The organism is Bradyrhizobium sp. 4 (genome assembly GCF_023100905.1).
Classification (GTDB): Bacteria; Pseudomonadota; Alphaproteobacteria; order Rhizobiales; family Xanthobacteraceae; genus Bradyrhizobium.
Map to the genome: position 1 here is coordinate 4,869,414 of NZ_CP064686.1, position 18,348 is coordinate 4,887,761.

The 18,348-nt window shown below is 64.9% G+C and carries 20 protein-coding genes and 2 tRNA genes; 11 read left to right on the forward strand and 11 right to left on the reverse strand.

The window, feature by feature from the left end:
• Nucleotides 1-38 precede the first annotated feature (38 nt).
• Entirely contained in the window at nucleotides 39-2,450 is a 2,412-nt protein-coding gene (locus tag IVB45_RS23100; RefSeq protein WP_247362058.1) for an ATP-binding protein, read from the reverse strand.
• 361 nt (nucleotides 2,451-2,811) lie between these two features.
• Here IVB45_RS23100 and IVB45_RS23105 point away from each other — a divergent pair, with 361 nt between their 5' ends.
• Entirely contained in the window at nucleotides 2,812-3,525 is a 714-nt protein-coding gene (locus IVB45_RS23105; RefSeq protein ID WP_027567539.1) for a transporter substrate-binding domain-containing protein, read from the forward strand.
• Nucleotides 3,526-3,532: 7 nt separating this feature from the next.
• Here the strand turns inward: IVB45_RS23105 and IVB45_RS23110 are convergent, their stop codons facing one another.
• On the reverse strand, nucleotides 3,533-3,736 hold the full coding sequence (locus IVB45_RS23110; RefSeq protein WP_027567540.1) for a hypothetical protein: 204 nt from the start codon (nucleotides 3,734-3,736) through the stop codon (nucleotides 3,533-3,535).
• A 29-nt stretch (nucleotides 3,737-3,765) separates the two neighbouring features.
• Nucleotides 3,766-3,945, reverse strand: a complete 180-nt coding sequence (locus IVB45_RS23115; RefSeq protein WP_247287073.1) for a hypothetical protein — start codon at nucleotides 3,943-3,945, stop codon at nucleotides 3,766-3,768.
• A gap of 195 nt (nucleotides 3,946-4,140) precedes the next feature.
• Between IVB45_RS23115 and IVB45_RS23120 the strand changes: the two genes are divergently transcribed.
• Entirely contained in the window at nucleotides 4,141-4,527 is a 387-nt protein-coding gene (locus IVB45_RS23120) for a YciI family protein (protein ID WP_247287075.1), read from the forward strand.
• Between the two features lie 9 nt (nucleotides 4,528-4,536).
• On the opposite strand, the gene IVB45_RS23125 is transcribed toward IVB45_RS23120, so the two are convergent.
• On the reverse strand, nucleotides 4,537-5,127 hold the full coding sequence (locus tag IVB45_RS23125; RefSeq protein ID WP_247362061.1) for a TMEM175 family protein: 591 nt from the start codon (nucleotides 5,125-5,127) through the stop codon (nucleotides 4,537-4,539).
• 127 nt (nucleotides 5,128-5,254) lie between these two features.
• Between IVB45_RS23125 and IVB45_RS23130 the strand changes: the two genes are divergently transcribed.
• Entirely contained in the window at nucleotides 5,255-7,312 is a 2,058-nt protein-coding gene (locus tag IVB45_RS23130; protein ID WP_247362064.1) for an ATP-dependent helicase, read from the forward strand.
• Here IVB45_RS23130 and IVB45_RS23135 read toward each other — a convergent pair.
• The 3 genes from IVB45_RS23135 to IVB45_RS23145 are packed head-to-tail and all read right to left on the reverse strand — an operon-like array spanning nucleotide 7,309 to nucleotide 10,426.
• The gene (locus IVB45_RS23135) at nucleotides 7,309-8,556 is read right to left on the reverse strand and encodes an amidohydrolase family protein (RefSeq protein ID WP_247362067.1); all 1,248 of its coding nucleotides are present in this window, start codon (nucleotides 8,554-8,556) and stop codon (nucleotides 7,309-7,311) included. The two genes, IVB45_RS23130 and IVB45_RS23135, sit on opposite strands and share 4 nt — an antisense overlap.
• A gap of 17 nt (nucleotides 8,557-8,573) precedes the next feature.
• Nucleotides 8,574-9,071, reverse strand: a complete 498-nt coding sequence (locus IVB45_RS23140; RefSeq protein ID WP_247362070.1) for a GAF domain-containing protein — start codon at nucleotides 9,069-9,071, stop codon at nucleotides 8,574-8,576.
• Entirely contained in the window at nucleotides 9,068-10,426 is a 1,359-nt protein-coding gene (locus IVB45_RS23145) for an MFS transporter (RefSeq protein WP_247362072.1), read from the reverse strand. Before IVB45_RS23145 ends, IVB45_RS23140 begins: the two co-directional genes overlap by 4 nt.
• A gap of 107 nt (nucleotides 10,427-10,533) precedes the next feature.
• On the opposite strand from IVB45_RS23145, the gene IVB45_RS23150 reads away from it, so the two are divergent.
• Together IVB45_RS23150 and IVB45_RS23155 are read left to right on the forward strand one after the other, a co-directional pair.
• On the forward strand, nucleotides 10,534-11,463 hold the full coding sequence (locus IVB45_RS23150; protein ID WP_346015319.1) for a LysR family transcriptional regulator: 930 nt from the start codon (nucleotides 10,534-10,536) through the stop codon (nucleotides 11,461-11,463).
• A 154-nt stretch (nucleotides 11,464-11,617) separates the two neighbouring features.
• A complete protein-coding gene (locus tag IVB45_RS23155) occupies nucleotides 11,618-12,649 on the forward strand; it encodes an LLM class flavin-dependent oxidoreductase (RefSeq protein WP_247362077.1) in 1,032 nt (343 codons plus the stop codon).
• 109 nt (nucleotides 12,650-12,758) lie between these two features.
• Here IVB45_RS23155 and IVB45_RS23160 read toward each other — a convergent pair.
• A tRNA-Tyr gene (locus IVB45_RS23160) sits at nucleotides 12,759-12,844 on the reverse strand.
• Nucleotides 12,845-13,050: 206 nt separating this feature from the next.
• Between IVB45_RS23160 and rlmB the strand changes: the two genes are divergently transcribed.
• Nucleotides 13,051-13,881 carry a 23S rRNA (guanosine(2251)-2'-O)-methyltransferase RlmB gene (rlmB, locus tag IVB45_RS23165; protein ID WP_247362080.1) on the forward strand — a complete coding sequence of 277 codons (831 nt, stop codon included), beginning with the start codon at nucleotides 13,051-13,053 and terminating at the stop codon, nucleotides 13,879-13,881.
• A gap of 61 nt (nucleotides 13,882-13,942) precedes the next feature.
• On the opposite strand, the gene IVB45_RS23170 is transcribed toward rlmB, so the two are convergent.
• Both IVB45_RS23170 and IVB45_RS23175 read right to left on the reverse strand, forming a co-directional pair.
• On the reverse strand, nucleotides 13,943-14,470 hold the full coding sequence (locus tag IVB45_RS23170; RefSeq protein WP_247287089.1) for a hypothetical protein: 528 nt from the start codon (nucleotides 14,468-14,470) through the stop codon (nucleotides 13,943-13,945).
• A gap of 39 nt (nucleotides 14,471-14,509) precedes the next feature.
• A complete protein-coding gene (locus IVB45_RS23175) occupies nucleotides 14,510-14,995 on the reverse strand; it encodes a hypothetical protein (RefSeq protein ID WP_027567569.1) in 486 nt (161 codons plus the stop codon).
• A 282-nt stretch (nucleotides 14,996-15,277) separates the two neighbouring features.
• On the opposite strand from IVB45_RS23175, the gene IVB45_RS23180 reads away from it, so the two are divergent.
• The 5 genes from IVB45_RS23180 (at nucleotide 15,278) to IVB45_RS23200 (ending at nucleotide 17,268) form a co-directional block, all read left to right on the forward strand.
• Entirely contained in the window at nucleotides 15,278-15,787 is a 510-nt protein-coding gene (locus IVB45_RS23180) for a hypothetical protein (protein ID WP_035961364.1), read from the forward strand.
• 167 nt (nucleotides 15,788-15,954) lie between these two features.
• Nucleotides 15,955-16,029 (forward strand) — tRNA-Thr (locus tag IVB45_RS23185).
• Nucleotides 16,030-16,115: 86 nt separating this feature from the next.
• On the forward strand, nucleotides 16,116-16,406 hold the full coding sequence (locus tag IVB45_RS23190; protein ID WP_247362083.1) for a hypothetical protein: 291 nt from the start codon (nucleotides 16,116-16,118) through the stop codon (nucleotides 16,404-16,406).
• A gap of 69 nt (nucleotides 16,407-16,475) precedes the next feature.
• Nucleotides 16,476-16,739, forward strand: a complete 264-nt coding sequence (locus tag IVB45_RS23195) for a hypothetical protein (RefSeq protein WP_247362086.1) — start codon at nucleotides 16,476-16,478, stop codon at nucleotides 16,737-16,739.
• A gap of 79 nt (nucleotides 16,740-16,818) precedes the next feature.
• Nucleotides 16,819-17,268 (forward strand): hypothetical protein, encoded by a 450-nt coding sequence (locus IVB45_RS23200; protein ID WP_247362089.1) that lies wholly within the window; start codon nucleotides 16,819-16,821, stop codon nucleotides 17,266-17,268.
• 45 nt (nucleotides 17,269-17,313) lie between these two features.
• On the opposite strand, the gene IVB45_RS23205 is transcribed toward IVB45_RS23200, so the two are convergent.
• Nucleotides 17,314-17,832 (reverse strand): hypothetical protein, encoded by a 519-nt coding sequence (locus tag IVB45_RS23205; RefSeq protein WP_247362091.1) that lies wholly within the window; start codon nucleotides 17,830-17,832, stop codon nucleotides 17,314-17,316.
• Nucleotides 17,833-18,348 lie beyond the last annotated feature (516 nt).

Genomic DNA, 18,348 nt, shown 5'->3' on the forward strand with positions numbered 1-18,348 from the left:
CCCCGCCGCGCCTTTTTCGTAGGTCACGCGCCTGCTGTTCAGGCGGGCGGCTCGCCGGCGAGCACCTCGCGGATCCTCAATGACAGGTCCGCCTTCCGGTACGGCTTCCTCAGCAAGGCAACGCCGGGACCGAGATGACCCTCGTGGTCGAGGGCGTTGTCGGTATAGCCGGACGTATAGAGCACCCTCACCCCTGGGCGGAGGCGGCGCACGGCCTCGGCCAGTTCCTGCCCGTTCATGCCACCGGGCATGATGATGTCGGTGAACAGCAGATCAAATTGGGCGCCCTGCCGCACCAGCGCAAGCGCGGTTGCGCCGTCGCCGGCTGCGAGGGTGCGATAGCCGAGGCTGCCGAGCTGGGCAATGACATAGCCCTGCACCAGCGGATCGTCCTCGACGACGAGAATCGTCTCGTGCCCGCGTGCCGCCGCGGGCGCCTGCAGTGGCCCGGTCCTCGCCTGCGCTCCGCCCGCAGAGCGCGGCAGAAACAGCCGAATCACGGTGCCGCGGCCTTCCTCACTCTCGATCGCAACGCTGCCGCCGCTCTGCTTGGCGAAGCCGTAGACCATGCTGAGGCCGAGCCCGGTGCCGCGACCGACCCCTTTGGTGGTAAAGAACGGCTCGAACACGCGGTCGCGGAGGTCGGCGGGGATGCCATGGCCGGTGTCGGCCACCGCGACCATGATGAAGGCGCCGCGCCCGGCGTCACCGTCGCCAGCGCCATCCGCGCCATCGAATTCGCGGTTCGCGGTCTCGAGCGTCAGCGTGCCGCCGCCAGGCATCGCATCGCGCGCATTGACCGCGAGATTGATGATCGCCGACGACAGCTGCGACGGATCGGCCATCGCCGGCCAGGCGTCGTCCGCGAGGCGGGTCACGATCTCGATGTTTCCGCCCAGGATCGGCTTCAACAGCTTCGCCGTCTCGAGCACGAGGCCGTTGACGTCGATCTCGCGCGGCTCCAGCGGCTGCCGACGCGCAAAGGTCAAGAGCTGCGAGGTGATCTCCGCGCCTCGCGCCGCCGCATCGTCGATGAGCTGGGCGATCGCGGCGAGGTCGGGCTTGTCCGCCAGCCCCTCCCGGATGATCTCGATGGTGCCGATGATGACTGTGAGCACGTTGTTGAAGTCATGCGCGACGCCGCCGGTGAGCTGACCGATCGCATCCATCTTCTGCGATTGGCGAAGCCGCTCCTCCGTCTCGTGCTGCTCGGTCAGATCGGTGGCCGACCCACGATACCCCATGAAGCGCCCGTCGGCGCCGAACACCGGCTGGCCGTTGACGCTGAAATGGCGCGCGCGCCCAGCCGCATCGCGGCCGCGATACTCGAACTTCCGGAACGGCTCGTGGCGATCCAGCGTCGCCAGGTGACCGCGCCATTTCTGCGGCTCGGCATCGCGGTCGAAGGCGGCATCTGAACGGCGCCTCCCGATCAGCGCCGTGTGGTCCATGCCGAAAGCATCGGCCCGATCTGAAATGTAGGTGAACACGTGATCCGGCCCGGTCTCCCAGAACCAGTCGGATGCGGTCTCGGCATAATCACGGAAGCGCTGCTCGCTCGCGTGGGCGTTCTCCTCGGCGCGCTGCCGGATCTTCAGGTCACGCTCGAGATTGCCATTGGCCTCACGCAGCTCGCCATAGGCATGTTCGAGGTTGGCGCACATGGCGTTGAAAGCAACGACCACCTTGTCCAGCTCGTCGGCCTCGTAAGGCGGCCGGCGCTCCAGGCGCAGCGGCGGCGGCGGCCGTCCGAGGCTGTACTTGCCGACGTACTCGGCGATGGCGACGAGATGCCGCGTCACCAGCAGATGAAACATGTAGATGATGAACAACGAGACCAGGAACGTCTTTGCCGCCTGGCTTGCCAGAATGACGAGGGCCCTGTTCAGCAATTGCTGATAGACGTCGGTCAGCGTCGCCTCGACCCGGAGCGTGCCGATGGCGCGCGAGGTCCCCTGCACCTTGGTGCTCAGCGGGAATTCCCGGGTCATGATCGAACGGGTGTTTCGCTCGCCGACTTCGACACGGATCGGATTAGGCCGATCGGCGATCTCGCGGACCTCCGCCGCACGGATGTCAGGCAGCCGCAGAATGCCATCGAGCTGGAGCTTGAGCTGGTTCTGGTCGAGATTCCACAAGCTCTCTCCGAGGCTGCCCGTGGTGCTGCGGCCGATCTCGTCCAGCCGCGTCTCGATCAGTCCGACCTCACGATTGTAATCCAGATAGAGCTGGAGCGCGGTCAGGGTCAGCGTCACGACCGATGAGAACAGCAGCACGGCGGCCAGCAGACGGGGCCCGACGCCGCTGCGCGACCAGTTGAAGATCCGCGACAGGAGCGCCGCGAACATCGCAGGCGCGAGCGCGGCGCCGATGCCGGTCAAATCCTGCTTCGCAGCCGCCGGCGCAATGGCGTGGCCACGCTTGGTCTCATCGTCACCTGCGTTGCCCATGCACCATGTCCTCGAAAATGGCGGCACCTGCTCAGCTTGCCGATCGCAGCCGCGAGCAAGGTGAACGGTTGAGGCCCTGCCTCAGCACGCGTACACGTGGCGATCCTGTCGGCCTTTGATCCTGTCGGCCCTTGGGCGCCTTGAGCTCGACGGGGTCATATCTTGCGCCCAGCAACAGGATTCCAGGCAAACTACCACCTCGCGTGCTAGAATAACATCGGTGAAAGTCCGGAGCCGCCGCACAACGAGAACGCGCTGTCAACGTTGCGGACCGGCACAGCTGCCATCTGAGATAGATCGCGCGGCACCGGAATCCGATGGTAGCAGAGCACGCCCAAAGGCATGGCCAGGGAGATGCGTCATGAGGCGGATAGTCGTGGTCTGCCTGTTGCTGCTCGCGGCAGGCCCGTCGCAGGGGCAAGAGGTCATCCGGCTGGCACGCATCGCCGATATCCCCGATCAATATGTCGGCGGCGAGATGCTCCGCGCGGTCTATGCCCGGCTGAACATCAAGCTCGAATTCGAGGATGTCCCCGGCAAGCGCGCGCTCACGCTGTCGAGTACCGGCGAGGTCGACGGCGAGGTCCAGCGGATCGGAACGCTCTCTCGCGACTATCCGACGCTGATCCAGGTGACACCTGCGATCAATTACATCGAGCCCACTGTCTTCACCACGAAACTGCAGTTCGACGTCGCCGGCTGGAATTCAATCAGGGACTACAGCATCGGCATCGTACGCGGCGTCGGCTCGTCGGAAGCCGGCACGCGCGGCATGACCCGGGTCACGGCGACCACAAGCCTCGACAACATGGTCAAGATGCTCGATGCCGACCGCTTCGACGTGATGGTCACCGACCTCTTCAGCGGGTTGGCTGCGGTGAAGAAACTCAATCTCCAGGCCAGGATCCGTCCGCTCTCACCACCACTCGAGCGCATCAGCATCTACCACCATCTGCATGAACGGCACCGCGATCTCGTGCCGAAGGTCGGAAGGATGATCGCGCAGATGGAGGCGAGCGGCGACCTCGCCCAGTTGCGGGAAACCCTGGTCAAGCAGGTGCTGAGCGGGATGTGACACGCAGTCAGGTCGTGCGAGGCCGCTCCCGCACCGCTACCGCCGCGATCAGCAGCCCGACGCACCAGGCCATGGCCGCCCGCGGCGGCGCGTCGCCGAGAAGCACGGTGAAGATGCCCGCAAGCAGGCATGGCGCGATCGCCTTGCCGGACCTGCTCGCGAGCGAGAGCAGGAACGGCATCGCGGCGATCGATATCTGCACGACGTTCATGGTCACAGGCTGTTTCGCAGTCGTCGGGCTTAGAAGCCGCAAACGCTCATTGCGGGCGGGCGCTTGCCGCGCCGGCTTTCGACGATGCGCTCGCCGCCGCTCTCGGCCGAGCTGCCGTAATAGCGGTGGTGGCCGCTCTGGTCGTGCAGATCCGCAGCGTCCGACTTTCCCGCCCGACGCGCGTCGCAGATGATCTTGATGGTCGACATGGCCGCCTCCGAAGTGTTCTTGGTGGCAATCAGTCGCGCCGCATTCGGGCGGCGTTCACATTTTTCGGCCGCAATCGGGTTTCGGGAAGGTTTCGTCGCCGCACCCCGACGCAATATTTTCCACAGCCCCATTGTCGGCCGCGGCGGTGGTGATACGTCCTTCGGACGCGCGCAGCGAAAATCAACGAGGTGACGATGCTTTACGCTATCCTGGCTTATCACGTGGAAGACGAGATCTTGTCCTGGACGCCCGAGAAGGACGCCGCGGTCGTGGCCAAAGTGATCGAGGTTCAGGCGCCCCTCCGGGCAAGCGGGCATTTCGGCCCGGCCGCCCGCCTGGATGAGACCCGCAAGGCCCGCACCCTGCGTGGCCCCGGCGCGGGCGTCGTGCTGGACGGCCCGTTTGCCGAGACCAAGGAGCAGCTTCTGGGCTTCCATCTCGTCGAATACGACACGGACGAGGAGGCGATCGCGGCCGCGCGGACGCTGCGCCAGGTCAATCCGTCAGCGGTCTACGAAATCCGCCCGGTCAAGCTTTACGTGCCGGCCGACGGGTTCGGCACGACGCCCTCCGGCGAATGAGCGGCAGGCCTATTTGTCCGTCCCGGTCGGCCCGACATAGAAGCGCTGGATCAGCAGGCCGCCGAAGGCGATGAACCACACGAACGGCGCGACTCGCGGCGCGAACGCCGCAACGACCGTGCCCGGGATAAACACCAGCAGCGGAAACAGCGAAGCCATGATCTCCTGGCGCCAGCCGCCCAGGATCCTCCACCACAGCCAGGCATTGAGGCCGGCGATCGCGGTCAGGTGCAGGCCGTAGAGCACGGCGACCGCACTGCTCGTGGGGTAGTTGGTATAGAGGCCGTTGGTCACCGGCAGCAGCACGATCGACAGCAGGAAGAACAGATTGAGGATCACCGCGCCGCGGCTGCCGACGGGCTGGCGCGCCAGCCGCCGGTGATGGCTGATCCAGAACACGCCGGCGATGATGAAGCTGAGCGCAAGACCCGCGAGCTTGCCGGAATAGACCCGGGCGAGATCGTTCCAGTCGGGCGCGCTGGTGAACACCGCGGCCTTGGGCAGGTCGTAGGCGAGCAGCGTCATGGCGACGCCAAAGATGGTGTTGCTGAGCGATTCCAGCCGTCGCATCTCGAACTGGTCGGATTTGAGCTCGGTCATGCCGGGAGACGCTTTTCGGAATGGAACCTTGGGCCGTCTTGTCCCTAGGTCTTAACATCGGTCTCGTCCAGACGCATTGCGATTCGCAGCGGGATCGCCGACTCTGGCTGTTTCACCGGGGCGATTCGTGGCGACATATCTGGACACGCTCAATGCGGAGCAACGCCGCGCCGTGGAGCATGGCGTGGCCGAGGGTGCGACCGTGGGCGCGCCCCTGCTCGTCATCGCCGGTGCAGGCTCCGGCAAGACCAATACGCTGGCCCACCGCGTCGCGCATTTGATCGTCGCGGGCAGCGATCCGCGCCGCATCCTCTTGATGACGTTCTCGCGCCGCGCCGCGGCCGAGATGTCCGGCCGGGTCGAGCGCATCGCCCGGAAAGTGCTCGGCGAAAACAATGCCGCGATCATGCGCGACGCGCTCACCTGGGCCGGCACGTTCCACGGCATCGGCGCACGGTTGCTGCGCGAATATGCCGAGCGGATCGGTGTCGATCCCGCCTTCACCATCCACGACCGCGAGGATTCCGCCGACCTGATGAACCTAGTCCGGCACGAGCGCGGATTGTCGAAGACCGAGAGCCGCTTTCCCGCCAAAGGCACCTGCCTGTCGATCTACTCGCGCTGCGTCAATGCCGAGATGGAGATCGAGAAGGTGTTGGGGGCGCACTATCCCTGGTGCGCAGGCTGGGCGGCCGAGCTGAAGGGCCTGTTCGCGGCCTATGTCGAGGCCAAGCAGGCCCAGCACGTACTCGATTACGACGACCTGCTGCTCTACTGGTCGCAGATGATGAGCGATGCGCTGATCGCGGAAGAAATCGGCGGCCGCTTCGATCACGTACTGGTCGACGAATATCAGGACACCAACCGCCTGCAATCCTCGATCCTGCTCGCGCTGAAGCCGGACGGACGCGGCCTCACCGTCGTCGGCGACGACGCGCAGTCGATCTATTCGTTCCGCGCGGCCACTGTCCGCAACATCCTGGATTTTCCGCAGAGCTTCTCGCCCCGCGCCGAGATGATCACGCTCGACCGCAATTACCGCTCGACGCAACCCGTGCTGGCGGCGGCCAACGGCGTCATCGGCCTGGCGCGCGAGCGCTTCACCAAGAACCTCTGGACCGACCGCAGTTCCGCGCGAAAACCACAGCTCGTCACCGTGCATGACGAGGCCGACCAGGCCCGTTACATCGTCGAGGAAGTGCTAGCCAACCGCGAGCAAGGCGCGCTCTTGAAGCACCAGGCGGTGCTGTTCCGGACGTCCTCGCATTCGGGCCCGCTGGAGATCGAGCTCACCCGCCGCAACATTCCCTTCGTCAAGTTCGGCGGGCTCAAGTTTCTCGACGCCGCGCATGTCAAGGACGTGCTGGCGCTGCTGCGCTTCACCGAAAATCCGCGCGACCGCGTCGCTGGCTTCCGCATCCTGCATCTGTTGCCGGGCATTGGACCCGCGACGGCGCAGCGTGTGCTCGACCAGATGGCCGAGAGCACCGATCCGCTCGCCGCGCTCGGCCAGCTCCCGGTGCCGGCGCGCACCGGCGCGGACTGGACCGACTTCGTCCGCACGATCGAAAATCTGCGCTATTCGGAATGGCCGGCCGATCTCGAACGCGTGCGGCTGTGGTACGAACCGCATCTCGATCGCCTCCACGAGGATTCGGAGACGCGCCGCGCCGATCTGATGCAGCTCGAACAGATCGCGAGCGGCTATGCCTCGCGGGAGAAATTCCTGACCGAGCTCACGCTCGACCCGCCGGATGCGACCAGCGACAAATCCGGGCCACCATTGCGCGACGAGGACTATCTGATCCTCTCCACCATCCACTCCGCCAAGGGCCAGGAGTGGAAATCGGTGTTCGTGCTCAACGTCGTCGACGGCTGCATGCCGTCGGATCTCGGCGCCGGCACCAGCGCCGAACTCGAGGAGGAACGCCGCCTGCTCTATGTCGCGATGACGCGCGCCAAGGACGATCTGCACCTCGTGGTGCCGCAGCGCTTCTTCACCCACGGCCAGGCCGCCAAGGGCGACCGCCACGTCTATGCCTCGCGCACCCGCTTCATTCCGGAGCAGCTCGTCTATCTGTTCGAGCGGACCGCCTGGCCGAAGGCCGGCGCAGGCTCAGCGCGCACTGCCGCGCAAGGGCCAAAGGTCGACATCGGCGCGCGGATGCGCGGGATGTGGCGCTAGGCGCCCAGCCGATCGAACTGGACCTTGCCTGCCTTCATCACCAGCGGAATGTGCTCGCCTTGGCCGAGCAGGCAGACCACGTCGCGCAGCGGGTTGCCGTCGACCACCAGCAGGTCCGCGATGGCTTCGGGCATGATGCGGCCGAGCTTGCCTTCCATGCCGAGCACCTCGGCGCCGACCAATGTCGCGCTGGCAATGACGGCGCGCGGCCCGAGAATTTCGGCGCGGATGCGGAATTCGTCGCTCTGCAGACGCTGCGACGGCCCAAGCAGATCGCTGCCGAACCCCATCTTCACGCCGGCATCGCGATAGATCGTGAGCGAACGCAGCCCGGCGTCGCGGACATCGGCGATCTTGGCCACGCTCTCCGGCGGCAGGCCATACTGAGCGCCCTCGTTAGCCAGCGCCTCGTAGGTGACCAGCGTCGGCACCACATAGGCGCCCTTCTCGGCCATCAGCTGCGCGGTCGGAGCATCGACCAGATTGCCATGCTCGATGGTGCGCACGCCGCAGCGCACCGCGCGTTCGATCGCGGCAGCGGTGTAGGCGTGGGCGAGCACATAAGTCTGACGCCCGCGCGCCTCCTCGACGATGGCGCGGATCTCGTCCTCGGAGTAGCCGAAGGCGCCGACCGGGTCAGTCGGTGAAGCGACGCCGCCGGAGGCCATGATCTTGATCTGGTCGGCGCCCATCTGGAGCTCCTCGCGCGCCGCCCTGCGCACGCCGTCGACACCATCGGCAACGCGCGCCAGCGCGCCGACACGCACGCAGCAGGGGCACGGTGCGTCGCTGGCGAGGTAGTCCGAGCGGGCACGCATGTCGCCGTGCCCGCCGGTCTGGCTGAGCGCACGTCCCGAGACGAACAGGCGCGGACCGTCGGTGAGACCGGTCTCGATCGCCTGCTTCAGCGCATGGCCGGCGCCCCCGGCGTCGCGCACGGTGGTGAAGCCCCGCCGCAGCATGCCGCGCAGCAGCAGCGTCGAGCGCAGCGTCACCAGCACGTTCGGCATATGCACCTGCTGCGCCAAATTGAGCTCGACGGCGATCGCATGGACATGCAGGTCGATCAGGCCGGGCATTAGCGTCTTGCCCTTCAGATCGACGGTGCGGTCGGCTTCCACCTGGAGCGGCCGATCGGAGACCTCCTTGATCAGATTGTCCTCGACCAGCACGTGATGTCCCTCCAGGAGGTCCGGCTGAAGCGGATCGAGCAGAGCGGCGTTCTTGAAGAGCACACGGGACATGACGACTTCCTGTCTGATCAGGACTGGATGAGCAGCGCGGGCAAGGCGAGCTGGGCGAATGGAAGACACGCGGCGCTATCGTCCTCGACGTACCAGCCTGCCTCATGGAGCAGATTGAGCGAGCCGAGCGTGCGCCCGCGCCAGCGCACGGGCATGTTGAGCACGCTTTCGCAGCCGAGCGAAGCGATCAGCTCGTGATCGGAGAACACCTCGCGCAGATCGTCCCGGGTCCGGCCGATATACGCCTCGCCGCGGTCGAGCACGGCCTCGGTCCACGGCCCCGGCGCCAGGCGTTTGCGTCCGCCCGCCGGGTAAGGTCCGGGAAGATTGGAATACACCCGCGCTGCTTCCCTCGTGTCGGCGTCATAGGTAAGGATCGTGAACAGCTTGTGCCCGATCGCCGATTTCAAGGCGTCGTCCAGCGCCGAGTACAGGGCATCCGGCTGATCCGCCCTGCCCTGCGCGGCCGCCACGGCGCAGAGCAGCGGATCGGATCGGTGTTTCGTCTCCCTCATGCGACTTCGCCCGCGGCGATCTCTTCCAGAGAACGGCCGCGCGTCGGCACCCCCATCAGCACCACGGTGAGCGCGCCTAGCAGCAGCACGCTCGTGGTGAGGCCGAACACGCCGGCAAAGCCAAAATTGGGATAGAGGTAGCCGACCAGGATCGGCGAGACGATCGCACCGATGCGGCCGATCGCGGAGGCGAGCCCGGCGCCGGTGGTTCTCACCGCCGTCGGAAAGACCTCGGCGGTATAGGCATAGACACCCGCATAGGTTCCGTTCATGAAGAAGGACAGCAAGATTCCGGCGACCATGATGTGCTGGTCGCTCCGCGCGAATGCGAGTCCGAGGGCGCTGGCGCCGCCGAGCACCATGTAGGAGGCAATCGTCGCCTGCCGGCCGATGCGCTCGTTGAAGTACGCGGCGCTGAAATAGCCGGGGATCTGCGCGCAATAGATCGCGATCGAATAGGCGAAGCTCTTGGTGATGCTCATGCCGTTCTGGACCAGAAGGCCGGGGATCCAGACGAAGAAGGAATAATAGCTGAACGTGATCGTAAGCCACATGATCCAGGTCATGATGGTGATGCGCGCCTGGCGGCCGGCGAGGAGCGCGGCGAAATTGGCAAGCAGCGTCCCACCCGTCACGGCAGGCGCCGTGATTTCGACGACCGGTTGCGGCAGGACGTGGCCTTGGCTCACAAATCCGGCCTCGATCCTGTCCAGCACGGCTGCGGCTTCCTTCTCCCGGCCCCGGCTTTCCAGCCAGCGCGGCGATTCCGGCAGCGCCCTGCGCCACCACAGCAGCATGACGACCGGCACCGCGGTGATCACCAGAACGATGCGCCAGCCGTTCTCATAGGCGGGCACGATGAAATAGCCGAGCAAGGCCGCCGCGACGAAACCGAAGGAGAAGAAGCCGGCGAGCGCGCCTGTAAAGCTGCCGCGGTAACGCCGTGCGACGAATTCCGCCAGATAGGGCGCAATGATTGCGCTCTCCGCGCCGGTGCCCATGCCCGCGACCACGCGGGCGGCGAAGAAGGACGACCAGTCGTTCACCGCCGCGCTGACGATGGATGCGACGCAATAGAGCGCCAGCGCCGACATCATCACCGCACGACGGCCGATCAGGTCACCCAGCGTGCCCGCCAGCAGCGCGCCGAACAGGAAGCCGATATAGGTGCTGCTGCCGAGCACGCCGATCTGCACGCTCGACAGATTCCAGGTCGTGCGCAGCACCGGCAGGATGAACGCCAGCACGGCTGCGTCCATCGCGTCGAACATGTAGCCGAGCCCGCCCATCAGCAGCAGATGCCCGTGGAAGCGCGCAAATGGAAGGCGCTCGATGCGCGCCGAGATCATCGACATGAAAGTCCCCTCTGTCTGGCGGCCCGGCACTCCGCTCATTCCCTGGGGGAACCATAGACAAGGAGATATTATCGTCATAATTTATAATCATGATCTAGTACATCACTGTGGTGAATGTTCTGTCCTTTCGAACGCTCGACCTCAACCTGCTGAAAGTGTTCGAGGCCCTCATGACCGAGGGCAGCGTCACGCGCGCTGCTAACGCGCTTCTGATGACACAGCCGGCGGTCAGCAACGCGCTCGCACGACTGCGGGACGCGCTCGGCGATCCCCTGTTCGTCAGGTCCGGCACCGGCATCCGTCCGACCCAGCGCGCCGTGGTGTTGTGGGAGCCGATCGGCGAAGCGCTCGAAACCGTCCGCGGCGCGCTCGACGAGCAGGTGTTCGATCCGCGCCGTGCGCAGACCGAATTCAGCCTGTCGATGTCGGATTACGTCGCCTCGCTGGTGATGCCGAACCTGCTGAACCATTTCGGCAGTGTCGCGCCGAAGGCGCGGATCCATACCGTCCCCAACACGGTCGTGGAGATCGCCGACCAGCTCGAGGACAATCGCGTTGATTGTGTGTTGAGCGTCTATGTCAACGAAGCACAGCAGCCGGCCGCCATCCGCTCGCGTTCGCTGTGGACCGTCGACTACGCCTGCTTCATGCGGCGCGGCCATCCGCTCGCGGCGATGAAGCGGCTGAGCACGCGCAGCTTCCTCAACGCGGGGCATGTCGATGTGAGCCTCGCCGGCAAGACATTGCCGTCCTACGACCTCTTCCTCGCCTCGCGCGGGCTGTCGCGCAACCTGGTCGCGACCGTCAATCACTACGGCGCCGCCTACGAAATCGTGCGCCAGTCCGACCTGATCGCGGTGCTGCCGAGCGATTTGCGCTCGCAATCCCGGCACGCGCCGTTCCTGCACGCCATGCCGCTTCCGCTCAGGGCGCCGCCACGCATCGTCAGCCTGTTCTGGCACCAGCGCAACGACACCGTACCGGCGCAGCGCTGGCTGCGCGACACCCTGGTCGAGATGTTCGCCAGGTCCGACTGAGCCGCGGGCGGCGGGCCCCCGACACCATGAAAAAAGAGAAACAATGGGTTTCTCGAAGCAGCATTGTGCACCAGTCCCCGCTGCTTAGCTCCAACCAAAGCAATCCCCTCCCCCAGTGACAGGCGCGCAAGCCGCGCCCGCAGAGACCGCATCAATGACCGCACCGCTCGAATTCGGACTGGACACCTTTGGCGACGTCACCAGGGACGCCGCCGGCGCGATGGTTCCGCACGCGCAAGCGATCCGCAACGTCGTCGACGAGGCGGTGCTCGCCGACGAGCTCGGCCTCGACTTCATCGGCCTCGGCGAACATCACCGCGCCGACTTCGCGATCTCCTCCCCTGAGACCGTGCTGGCCGCCATCGCGTCGCGGACCAGGCGCATCCATCTCGGCTCGGCCGTGACGGTGCTGAGCTCGGACGATCCGATTCGCGTCTTCCAGCGCTTTGCCACCCTGGATGCACTCTCGAACGGGCGGGCCGAGGTAATCCTCGGCCGCGGCTCGTTCACGGAATCCTTCCCGCTGTTTGGCTTTGATTTGCGCAAGTACGAAGAGCTGTTCGAGGAGAAGCTCGACCTGTTCGCGGCACTGCTGTCGCAGAAGCCGGTGACCTGGGAAGGCAAGCTGCGTCCGCCGCTGAAGGATCAACTGGTCTATCCCCCGGTCGAGAACGGCACGCTCAAGACCTGGATCGGGGTCGGCGGCAGCCCGCAATCGGTGGTGCGCGCAGCGCATTACGACCTGCCCTTGATGCTCGCGATCATCGGCGGCGATCCCGCGCGCTTCGCGCCTTTCGTCGATCTCTATCATCGCGCGTTCAGGGAGTTCGGCCGCCCGGCACAGCCGATCGGCGTGCACTCGCCAGGCTATCTCGCCGAGACCGACGAACAGGCGCGCGAGGAGCTGTGGCCCGACTACAAGGCGATGCGCGACCGCATCGGCAAGGAACGCGGCTGGCCACCGATGGGCCGCGACGAGTTCGCGAACGAGGCCGAGCACGGCTCGCTCTATGTCGGCTCGCCGGAGACGGTCGCGCGCAAGATCGCCAAGACGGCAAAGACACTCGGCATTTCGCGGTTTCAGCTGAAGTATTCGGCCGGCCCGCTGCCGCATGGCAAACTGATGAAGAGCATCGAGCTCTACGGGCGGAAGGTGGTGCCGATGGTGCGGGAGATGATGGGGTAAGCCAGTCCGCCTGCGCCCTCCGGGCTACGGCGCGACAGCCCTCGCTCACTTCGCGCCATGACCATAAGTGCCGGCTTGCCGAGCCGTAGCTCGCGAAGCGAGCGAAGGCTGGTGGGGGAGGCAGGACTCGAACCTGCGAAGCCATAAGGCGGCTGATTTACAGTCAGCTCCCTTTGCCACTCGGGACACTCCCCCGCTCGATGGCAGCACAATCGGGCCGGACCTTGCCGGCGACCGAAGACGGCCATGGAACGTGAAGGCCGCGACAGCCCGGATGGGGGCGCGACCGGGCGCGGTTATCGGCGAAGCGATGGGGTAAAGTCAACCGAGGCGAACAGCTAAAATCGCCCCTGAAGCCACCCAAATTGCCATATTCCGGGACCCGTGACACAAGCGAGCCCATGAAGGATCGAAAATTCAACCCGAGGGGCCCCCGCGGCGGGTCTAAGCCCTTCAACAGGCCCGGAAAATCCGCCGGGCGCCCGGCCCGGCGCGATCGCGATTCGGACACCGACGGTCCCGTCATCCTCTATGGCTGGCACACCGTCACCATGGCGCTCGCCAACCCCCTGCGGCAGATCCGCAAGCTGACGCTGACCGAGAACGCCGCAAGGCGTCTGGCGGACGAGAACATCGCGATCCCGGTCACGCCCGAGATCGTCCGGCCCCAGGAGATCGACCGGCTGCTGTCGCCGGACGCGGTGCACCAGGGCCTGCTCGCCGAGGCCGACCCTCTGCCCTCGCCCGACATCGCGGATTTGAAGCAGGACGGCATCGTGCTGGTGCTCGATCAGATCACCGATCCGCACAATGTCGGCGCCATCCTGCGCTCGGCGGCGGCGTTTGCAGTGAAGGCGATCGTCACCACCGCGCGCCACAGTCCGGAAGCGACCGGCGTGCTGGCCAAGGCCGCCTCCGGCGCGCTGGAGCTGGTCCCGATGGTGACGGTGCAAAACCTCGCCCGCGCACTGACCACGCTGAACGAGCTCGGCTTCCAGACCGTCGGGCTGGACAGTGAAGGCAGCGCCGATCTTTCCGAGGTCACCCTGCGCGAGCCGCTCGCGCTGGTGCTGGGCGCGGAAGGCAAGGGCCTGCGGCAATTGACGCGCGAGACCTGCAGCGTCGTGGCGCGGCTCGACATGCCCGGCGAGATCAAGAGCCTCAACGTCTCCAATGCCGCCGTGCTCTCGCTCTATGTCGGCGCCAGCCGGCTCGGGCTGATGAAGCGGTAACAAAACAAAACGCCCGCCCGCATCGCGGACGGGCGTCTCGTTGGTTCAACCGATCAAGCGATCAGTAATAGCGGCGCAGCACGCGGTGGCCGCCATAGTACGGCGCATGGCGCGGAGCGTAGCCGTAGCGCGGACCGTAGCCATAGTGCGTGCGCGGCAGATAGCCGGCGCGCGGGCCGTAGCCGTAGCGATACGGACGGTAATACGGGCGGCGGTAGGGATAGGCGGCCGGGGCTTCCACCGCGGCGGCGCGATAGCCATAGCCGTGCCCATAGCCATAACCACGGCCGTAGCCGTAATTGGCGGGCGCAACCACCGCGTCCTCACGGTAGGTCGGATACGGCGCGAAGGCGCCCGGGCCGGTGTAGGTCGGGCCCTGGTTGACGTGATAATATTGCGTGGTGGGCTCGGCGAGACGCTCATAGGCGCCGTAACCGTAGCCGGCCCCGTAACCGCCGCAACCGGTGTTGCAGCCGGAATAGACCGGCGCGACCGGCTGGCACGGATTGAAGCCGCAGGCCGCGGCGGGCGCGGTGGCAGCGAACATCACGGCAGCCGCCGCGACCAGTCCCGAAATCATCTGACGCATTACTCTCTCCTGTTGATTTTCGTTTGTTGTTTTCGTTTCTTAACCCGGCGGCCTGCCGGGTATCTCTGCACGCGGCCGCGGCCGAGGACGCCGCGGATAGTCGTTGATCTCAGGCGCGAGGATCACCGGCGGCGGATTGACGGGCACGTCCATCTGCGGCGGCAGCGGCGCCGATTGGGCGCCCCAGCTCTGGTGATAGCTCTCGGGCGGCTTGGGCAATTTGCGGTTCGCGGGCGGCTCGACCTCGAGCCGGCCGTAGCCGGGCCGCAGGCCCAGCGTCGGGTAGTAGTGGCCGACGTCCGTGGGCTGGCGCTCGGCGACATAGCGTCCGCCATAGATGGTGGGCTGCACCTGGACATTCTTCCCCAAGCCCCAGGTCCCCTCGACCACGGCATAGGACGCGTCGATGTTGTTGATGATGATGGGCACGCCCGGCCGACCGGGAACGACGATATCGAAGCCGCCGCCGGCAAACGCCGTCGCGGGCAGTCCGATCAGAAAGGCAGCGAGCGCCACAACGCGCATAAGGGGATCCCATTTATCCGTCGACAACCTACCCGATGGCGACGCAGAGAGGGTTAAGGCCCTCTCACCAATTGCTGGTAAGCCTAATGTGTAAGGATTACGCGCCGCTCAAATGCTGCAAGGCGAACTAGCGAAGCATTAACGCCGCCGGACCCAGCAGTCCGGAACCATGGGGCGTGCTCACTTCCGTTTGACTGTGGCTGACGAAAATCCGCCGGTTTCAGCGGAACGTCCGGCGTCTTCGGCGTTTAGCCCCCGTCAACAAAATGGGAGCCAACAATCATGAATATCAAACTTCTCGGAGCCACGGCGATTGCGGCGACCCTGGTGACGGGCTCTGCCATGGCGCAGGCCGTGATCACCAATCCCGGCCGCTGCGCGGCGCAATTCCCCAACGCCAACTGCCAGAACGTCGGACCGGGAAATCCGTACACAGATAGCGGCTATCGGCATCGTCGCGTGTCCTATCGCCAGACCAACAACGGCGATTGGAATAACGACTGGAACAGGAGCCGCACCGGCTTCTGGCCGACCGACGTCGCCGCCGGCGCGGTCGGAGCAGCCGCTGGCGTGGCCGGCGCGGCCATCGGGACTGCGGGCGCGATCGCAACCGCCCCGTTCCGTGCCACGAACGACGCCTACGCCTACGACAATGGCTGGGATAATTCGTGGAATAATTCTTGGGACAACCGCGGCTGGGACACCCGCACCTACGCCCAGCGCAACGGCTTCGTCTGCACGCCCGGCACCTGGTTCAAGGGCCAAGACGGCCGTCGCCACATCTGCCAGTAAGGCGCTTTGAACCGAACGCGATAGATCAGGCGGCCTTCGGGCCGCCTGATTCATGTCTGGATCGGGGGATCGCGGGTTCTGGCACTTTCCGGTCAAGTCTGGTATTGCGGCGCGCACGGGCGGACAGCCCCGGCAAACGCCGGCCCTGCCCCGCTTCTCCAGGCGTCGCCGGCTTAGCTCAGCGGTAGAGCAGCGGTTTTGTAAACCGAAGGTCGGGGGTTCAATCCCCTCAGCCGGCACCATAAAACCTTGCAATTGCTTGATTTTTAGCAACAATCGTTTCGAAGCATTGGGCTCCCTCACCTTGGGGTAGCCGCTGGGGTATCAATTGATTGTGATTGAGAAGAAACCCGTAGCATGGGTGCTCACGGCAGTCAGCGCGATCTACTTCGTCCGCAACCTCTTCGAAGCAGACGGGCCGACAAACACCCCGCTCGGCACATTCACGCTCGCCGGTTTCATCGGCGGATGCGTGTGGCTCTGGGAGATGCGGAAGGAAGACCAGCGGGAGTTGCGGCGGTTCATCGAAGAGACCCGGCGGCGGGATGAAGCAGCTAGAGAGAACAAAGACCCGCCAGCGCGAGGCCGGCGGGGCATCCACACCCACGACAGGCAGTAGCTAGCACTTGCATCGCTACGCTAGGAATCGACGATTTGACTCTCGACGGCACGGCGCTTTGATCGCGGAATGCCTCGCCCGAAACGCCATACGCCTACCCACTCAGACGGCCGCCCGCTCAAGATCACTTTCGGCGAGATGCGGGAAATGGGCCTGCGCGGCGTCCTGGTCTACTGCCACTGCGGGCATCACATTGCTCTGAATGCAGACGGTTGGTCGGACAAGATGCGGCTGTCCGATATTGAGGCGCGCTTTGTCTGTCAGGGCTGCGGTAGTCGCGGGGCCGATGTGCGCCCCGACTTCGCCCCTCCCAAGATGGGCACCGGTGTATAAGGCCCGCTAGGGTCTTAACAAGCACGTTCGGCGTGTGCTTAATCCCCGCCACAACATAAGTGGCGGGAGCGAGGACCCAATGAGGGACGACCTAAAGAAGGAATTCGAAAAAGCGATAACTGATAAGAACCGGCGGGACGAAGAGCAGCACATAACCGCTGAACGGAAAAGGACTGAGGCTGAGCAATTCCAAGCCGATTGGGTGGACAAGATTTCTACCGTAGTCCGCCCGGCCCTGCAGGAGGTGGTGGATCAATTGCTAAGCCCCGCCGGTTGGCAGACACGTTTTGTAGATACACCCCCCGCCGCTGGGCTGGAGGTCTACAAAGGCAACATGACAACGGCAGGTGGCGGGCGTACGCGGCCGAACATTACATTCGCGCCGACCCCCAGTGGGAACAAGATCACCGTCTATATCGCCACTCCAAATCTTGGACAGTCCACCGCTTCGCTGACAGTTGATGAAGTCACACATGATAAAATCCAAGAAGAAGCACTTGGGTTCTTCAAGAAACTCACATCAACTTGATCTAACTAGGGTGGCCCGCCAGCGTGAACCGGCGGGCCTCTGTAGTCAGTGCCTCGGGTGCGTAGGATCAAGGAGCCTTGCGGTGTCCCACGTTGCCGAGACCGAGATTACTTGGCAGCCCTCCATCGCTCGCCGCAGGTACTCTTGCTTGCCATCCTCATAGATTGCCGCAACGGCGCACTTAAGTACGAGCTCACGTTGGTCTCTTGCTTCTATGTTAGCGACCGCAACCCTCGCCAGATTGAAGGCTCTCTTGGCATCATCGTATTCGTGATAGCGCACGTATACGCCCAACCTTTCGGAGACCCGCTCATCCCATCGCTCCCACTTGCGATAGGCGCGGCCGGCGGGGGCGGGATGCTTCTTCATCCATTCTTTGCGTCGAGCGGCGGCCTCGCCTAGGGCCTCGCTGGTCCGCTTCATTTCATCATGGGTTTCGCAGAGGCGTAGGACGGCTAAGCGCAATTCTGAGCTAGCATCCTCGGCGCCGATCGGAGCGCCATTTGCTTCGACTGGAATTGCACTGGACCCGGCAAACGTGGCGGCGCCAACGAAAACGTTCATAACTGACCTCCTGCTGATCTGCGCCCCGAACGAGGGAATCGCCTCGATGTGTGTTGGTTCGGCTACGTTTTTGACTCCCTGACCCGCGCTAGCGGAATTTGTCAGAATCAATGGATGTGACGAGAATTGACCGGCGCCCGGGGCGCTGGTGCTTTGGCTGGTCATGGCTGGTTCTCACTAGATTGGCTTATCAAGGCCATGCCGGGTCGGCCGGCAGCCGGGAGTTGATAACCCGCTAGTGAGACGGGCCGGCGGCATTTAAGCTTTCGCTCTGGACATGGCGCACCGCTCCCGGCCATAATGGCCAGGTCGGCGCACCCGCCAAGGTGCAGCCAGCGCTATCGAGCCCGCCAAGGCTCACTTGCGCAGACGGCGTTTCCGGCGCCAACCGGATTGCCGCATCACTAGTCCGGGTTATCAAGCCCACGGACACTCCACCACTGATTTGGTTAAAAATCCACCCCTTTCGGGGCGCTCCGGCGCGCATACCGCTTGCTGACTACCGCCGGTTGAGCT

What these genes read in the sequence shown, in the direction of transcription:
- IVB45_RS23195 (WP_247362086.1), top strand. Translation starts at nt 16,476, where the DNA reads ATGCCTCGCCCGAAACGCCATACGCCTACCCACTCAGACGGCCGCCCG.
- IVB45_RS23155 (WP_247362077.1), top strand. Translation starts at nt 11,618, where the DNA reads ATGACCGCACCGCTCGAATTCGGACTGGACACCTTTGGCGACGTCACC.
- IVB45_RS23145 (WP_247362072.1), bottom strand. Translation starts at nt 10,426, where the DNA reads ATGTCGATGATCTCGGCGCGCATCGAGCGCCTTCCATTTGCGCGCTTC.
- IVB45_RS23135 (WP_247362067.1), bottom strand. Translation starts at nt 8,556, where the DNA reads ATGTCCCGTGTGCTCTTCAAGAACGCCGCTCTGCTCGATCCGCTTCAG.
- IVB45_RS23205 (WP_247362091.1), bottom strand. Translation starts at nt 17,832, where the DNA reads ATGAACGTTTTCGTTGGCGCCGCCACGTTTGCCGGGTCCAGTGCAATT.
- IVB45_RS23140 (WP_247362070.1), bottom strand. Translation starts at nt 9,071, where the DNA reads ATGAGGGAGACGAAACACCGATCCGATCCGCTGCTCTGCGCCGTGGCG.
- IVB45_RS23105 (WP_027567539.1), top strand. Translation starts at nt 2,812, where the DNA reads ATGAGGCGGATAGTCGTGGTCTGCCTGTTGCTGCTCGCGGCAGGCCCG.
- rlmB (WP_247362080.1), top strand. Translation starts at nt 13,051, where the DNA reads ATGAAGGATCGAAAATTCAACCCGAGGGGCCCCCGCGGCGGGTCTAAG.
- IVB45_RS23170 (WP_247287089.1), bottom strand. Translation starts at nt 14,470, where the DNA reads ATGCGTCAGATGATTTCGGGACTGGTCGCGGCGGCTGCCGTGATGTTC.
- IVB45_RS23175 (WP_027567569.1), bottom strand. Translation starts at nt 14,995, where the DNA reads ATGCGCGTTGTGGCGCTCGCTGCCTTTCTGATCGGACTGCCCGCGACG.
- IVB45_RS23200 (WP_247362089.1), top strand. Translation starts at nt 16,819, where the DNA reads ATGAGGGACGACCTAAAGAAGGAATTCGAAAAAGCGATAACTGATAAG.
- IVB45_RS23115 (WP_247287073.1), bottom strand. Translation starts at nt 3,945, where the DNA reads ATGTCGACCATCAAGATCATCTGCGACGCGCGTCGGGCGGGAAAGTCG.
- IVB45_RS23120 (WP_247287075.1), top strand. Translation starts at nt 4,141, where the DNA reads ATGCTTTACGCTATCCTGGCTTATCACGTGGAAGACGAGATCTTGTCC.
- IVB45_RS23180 (WP_035961364.1), top strand. Translation starts at nt 15,278, where the DNA reads ATGAATATCAAACTTCTCGGAGCCACGGCGATTGCGGCGACCCTGGTG.
- IVB45_RS23125 (WP_247362061.1), bottom strand. Translation starts at nt 5,127, where the DNA reads ATGACCGAGCTCAAATCCGACCAGTTCGAGATGCGACGGCTGGAATCG.
- IVB45_RS23100 (WP_247362058.1), bottom strand. Translation starts at nt 2,450, where the DNA reads ATGGGCAACGCAGGTGACGATGAGACCAAGCGTGGCCACGCCATTGCG.
- IVB45_RS23110 (WP_027567540.1), bottom strand. Translation starts at nt 3,736, where the DNA reads ATGAACGTCGTGCAGATATCGATCGCCGCGATGCCGTTCCTGCTCTCG.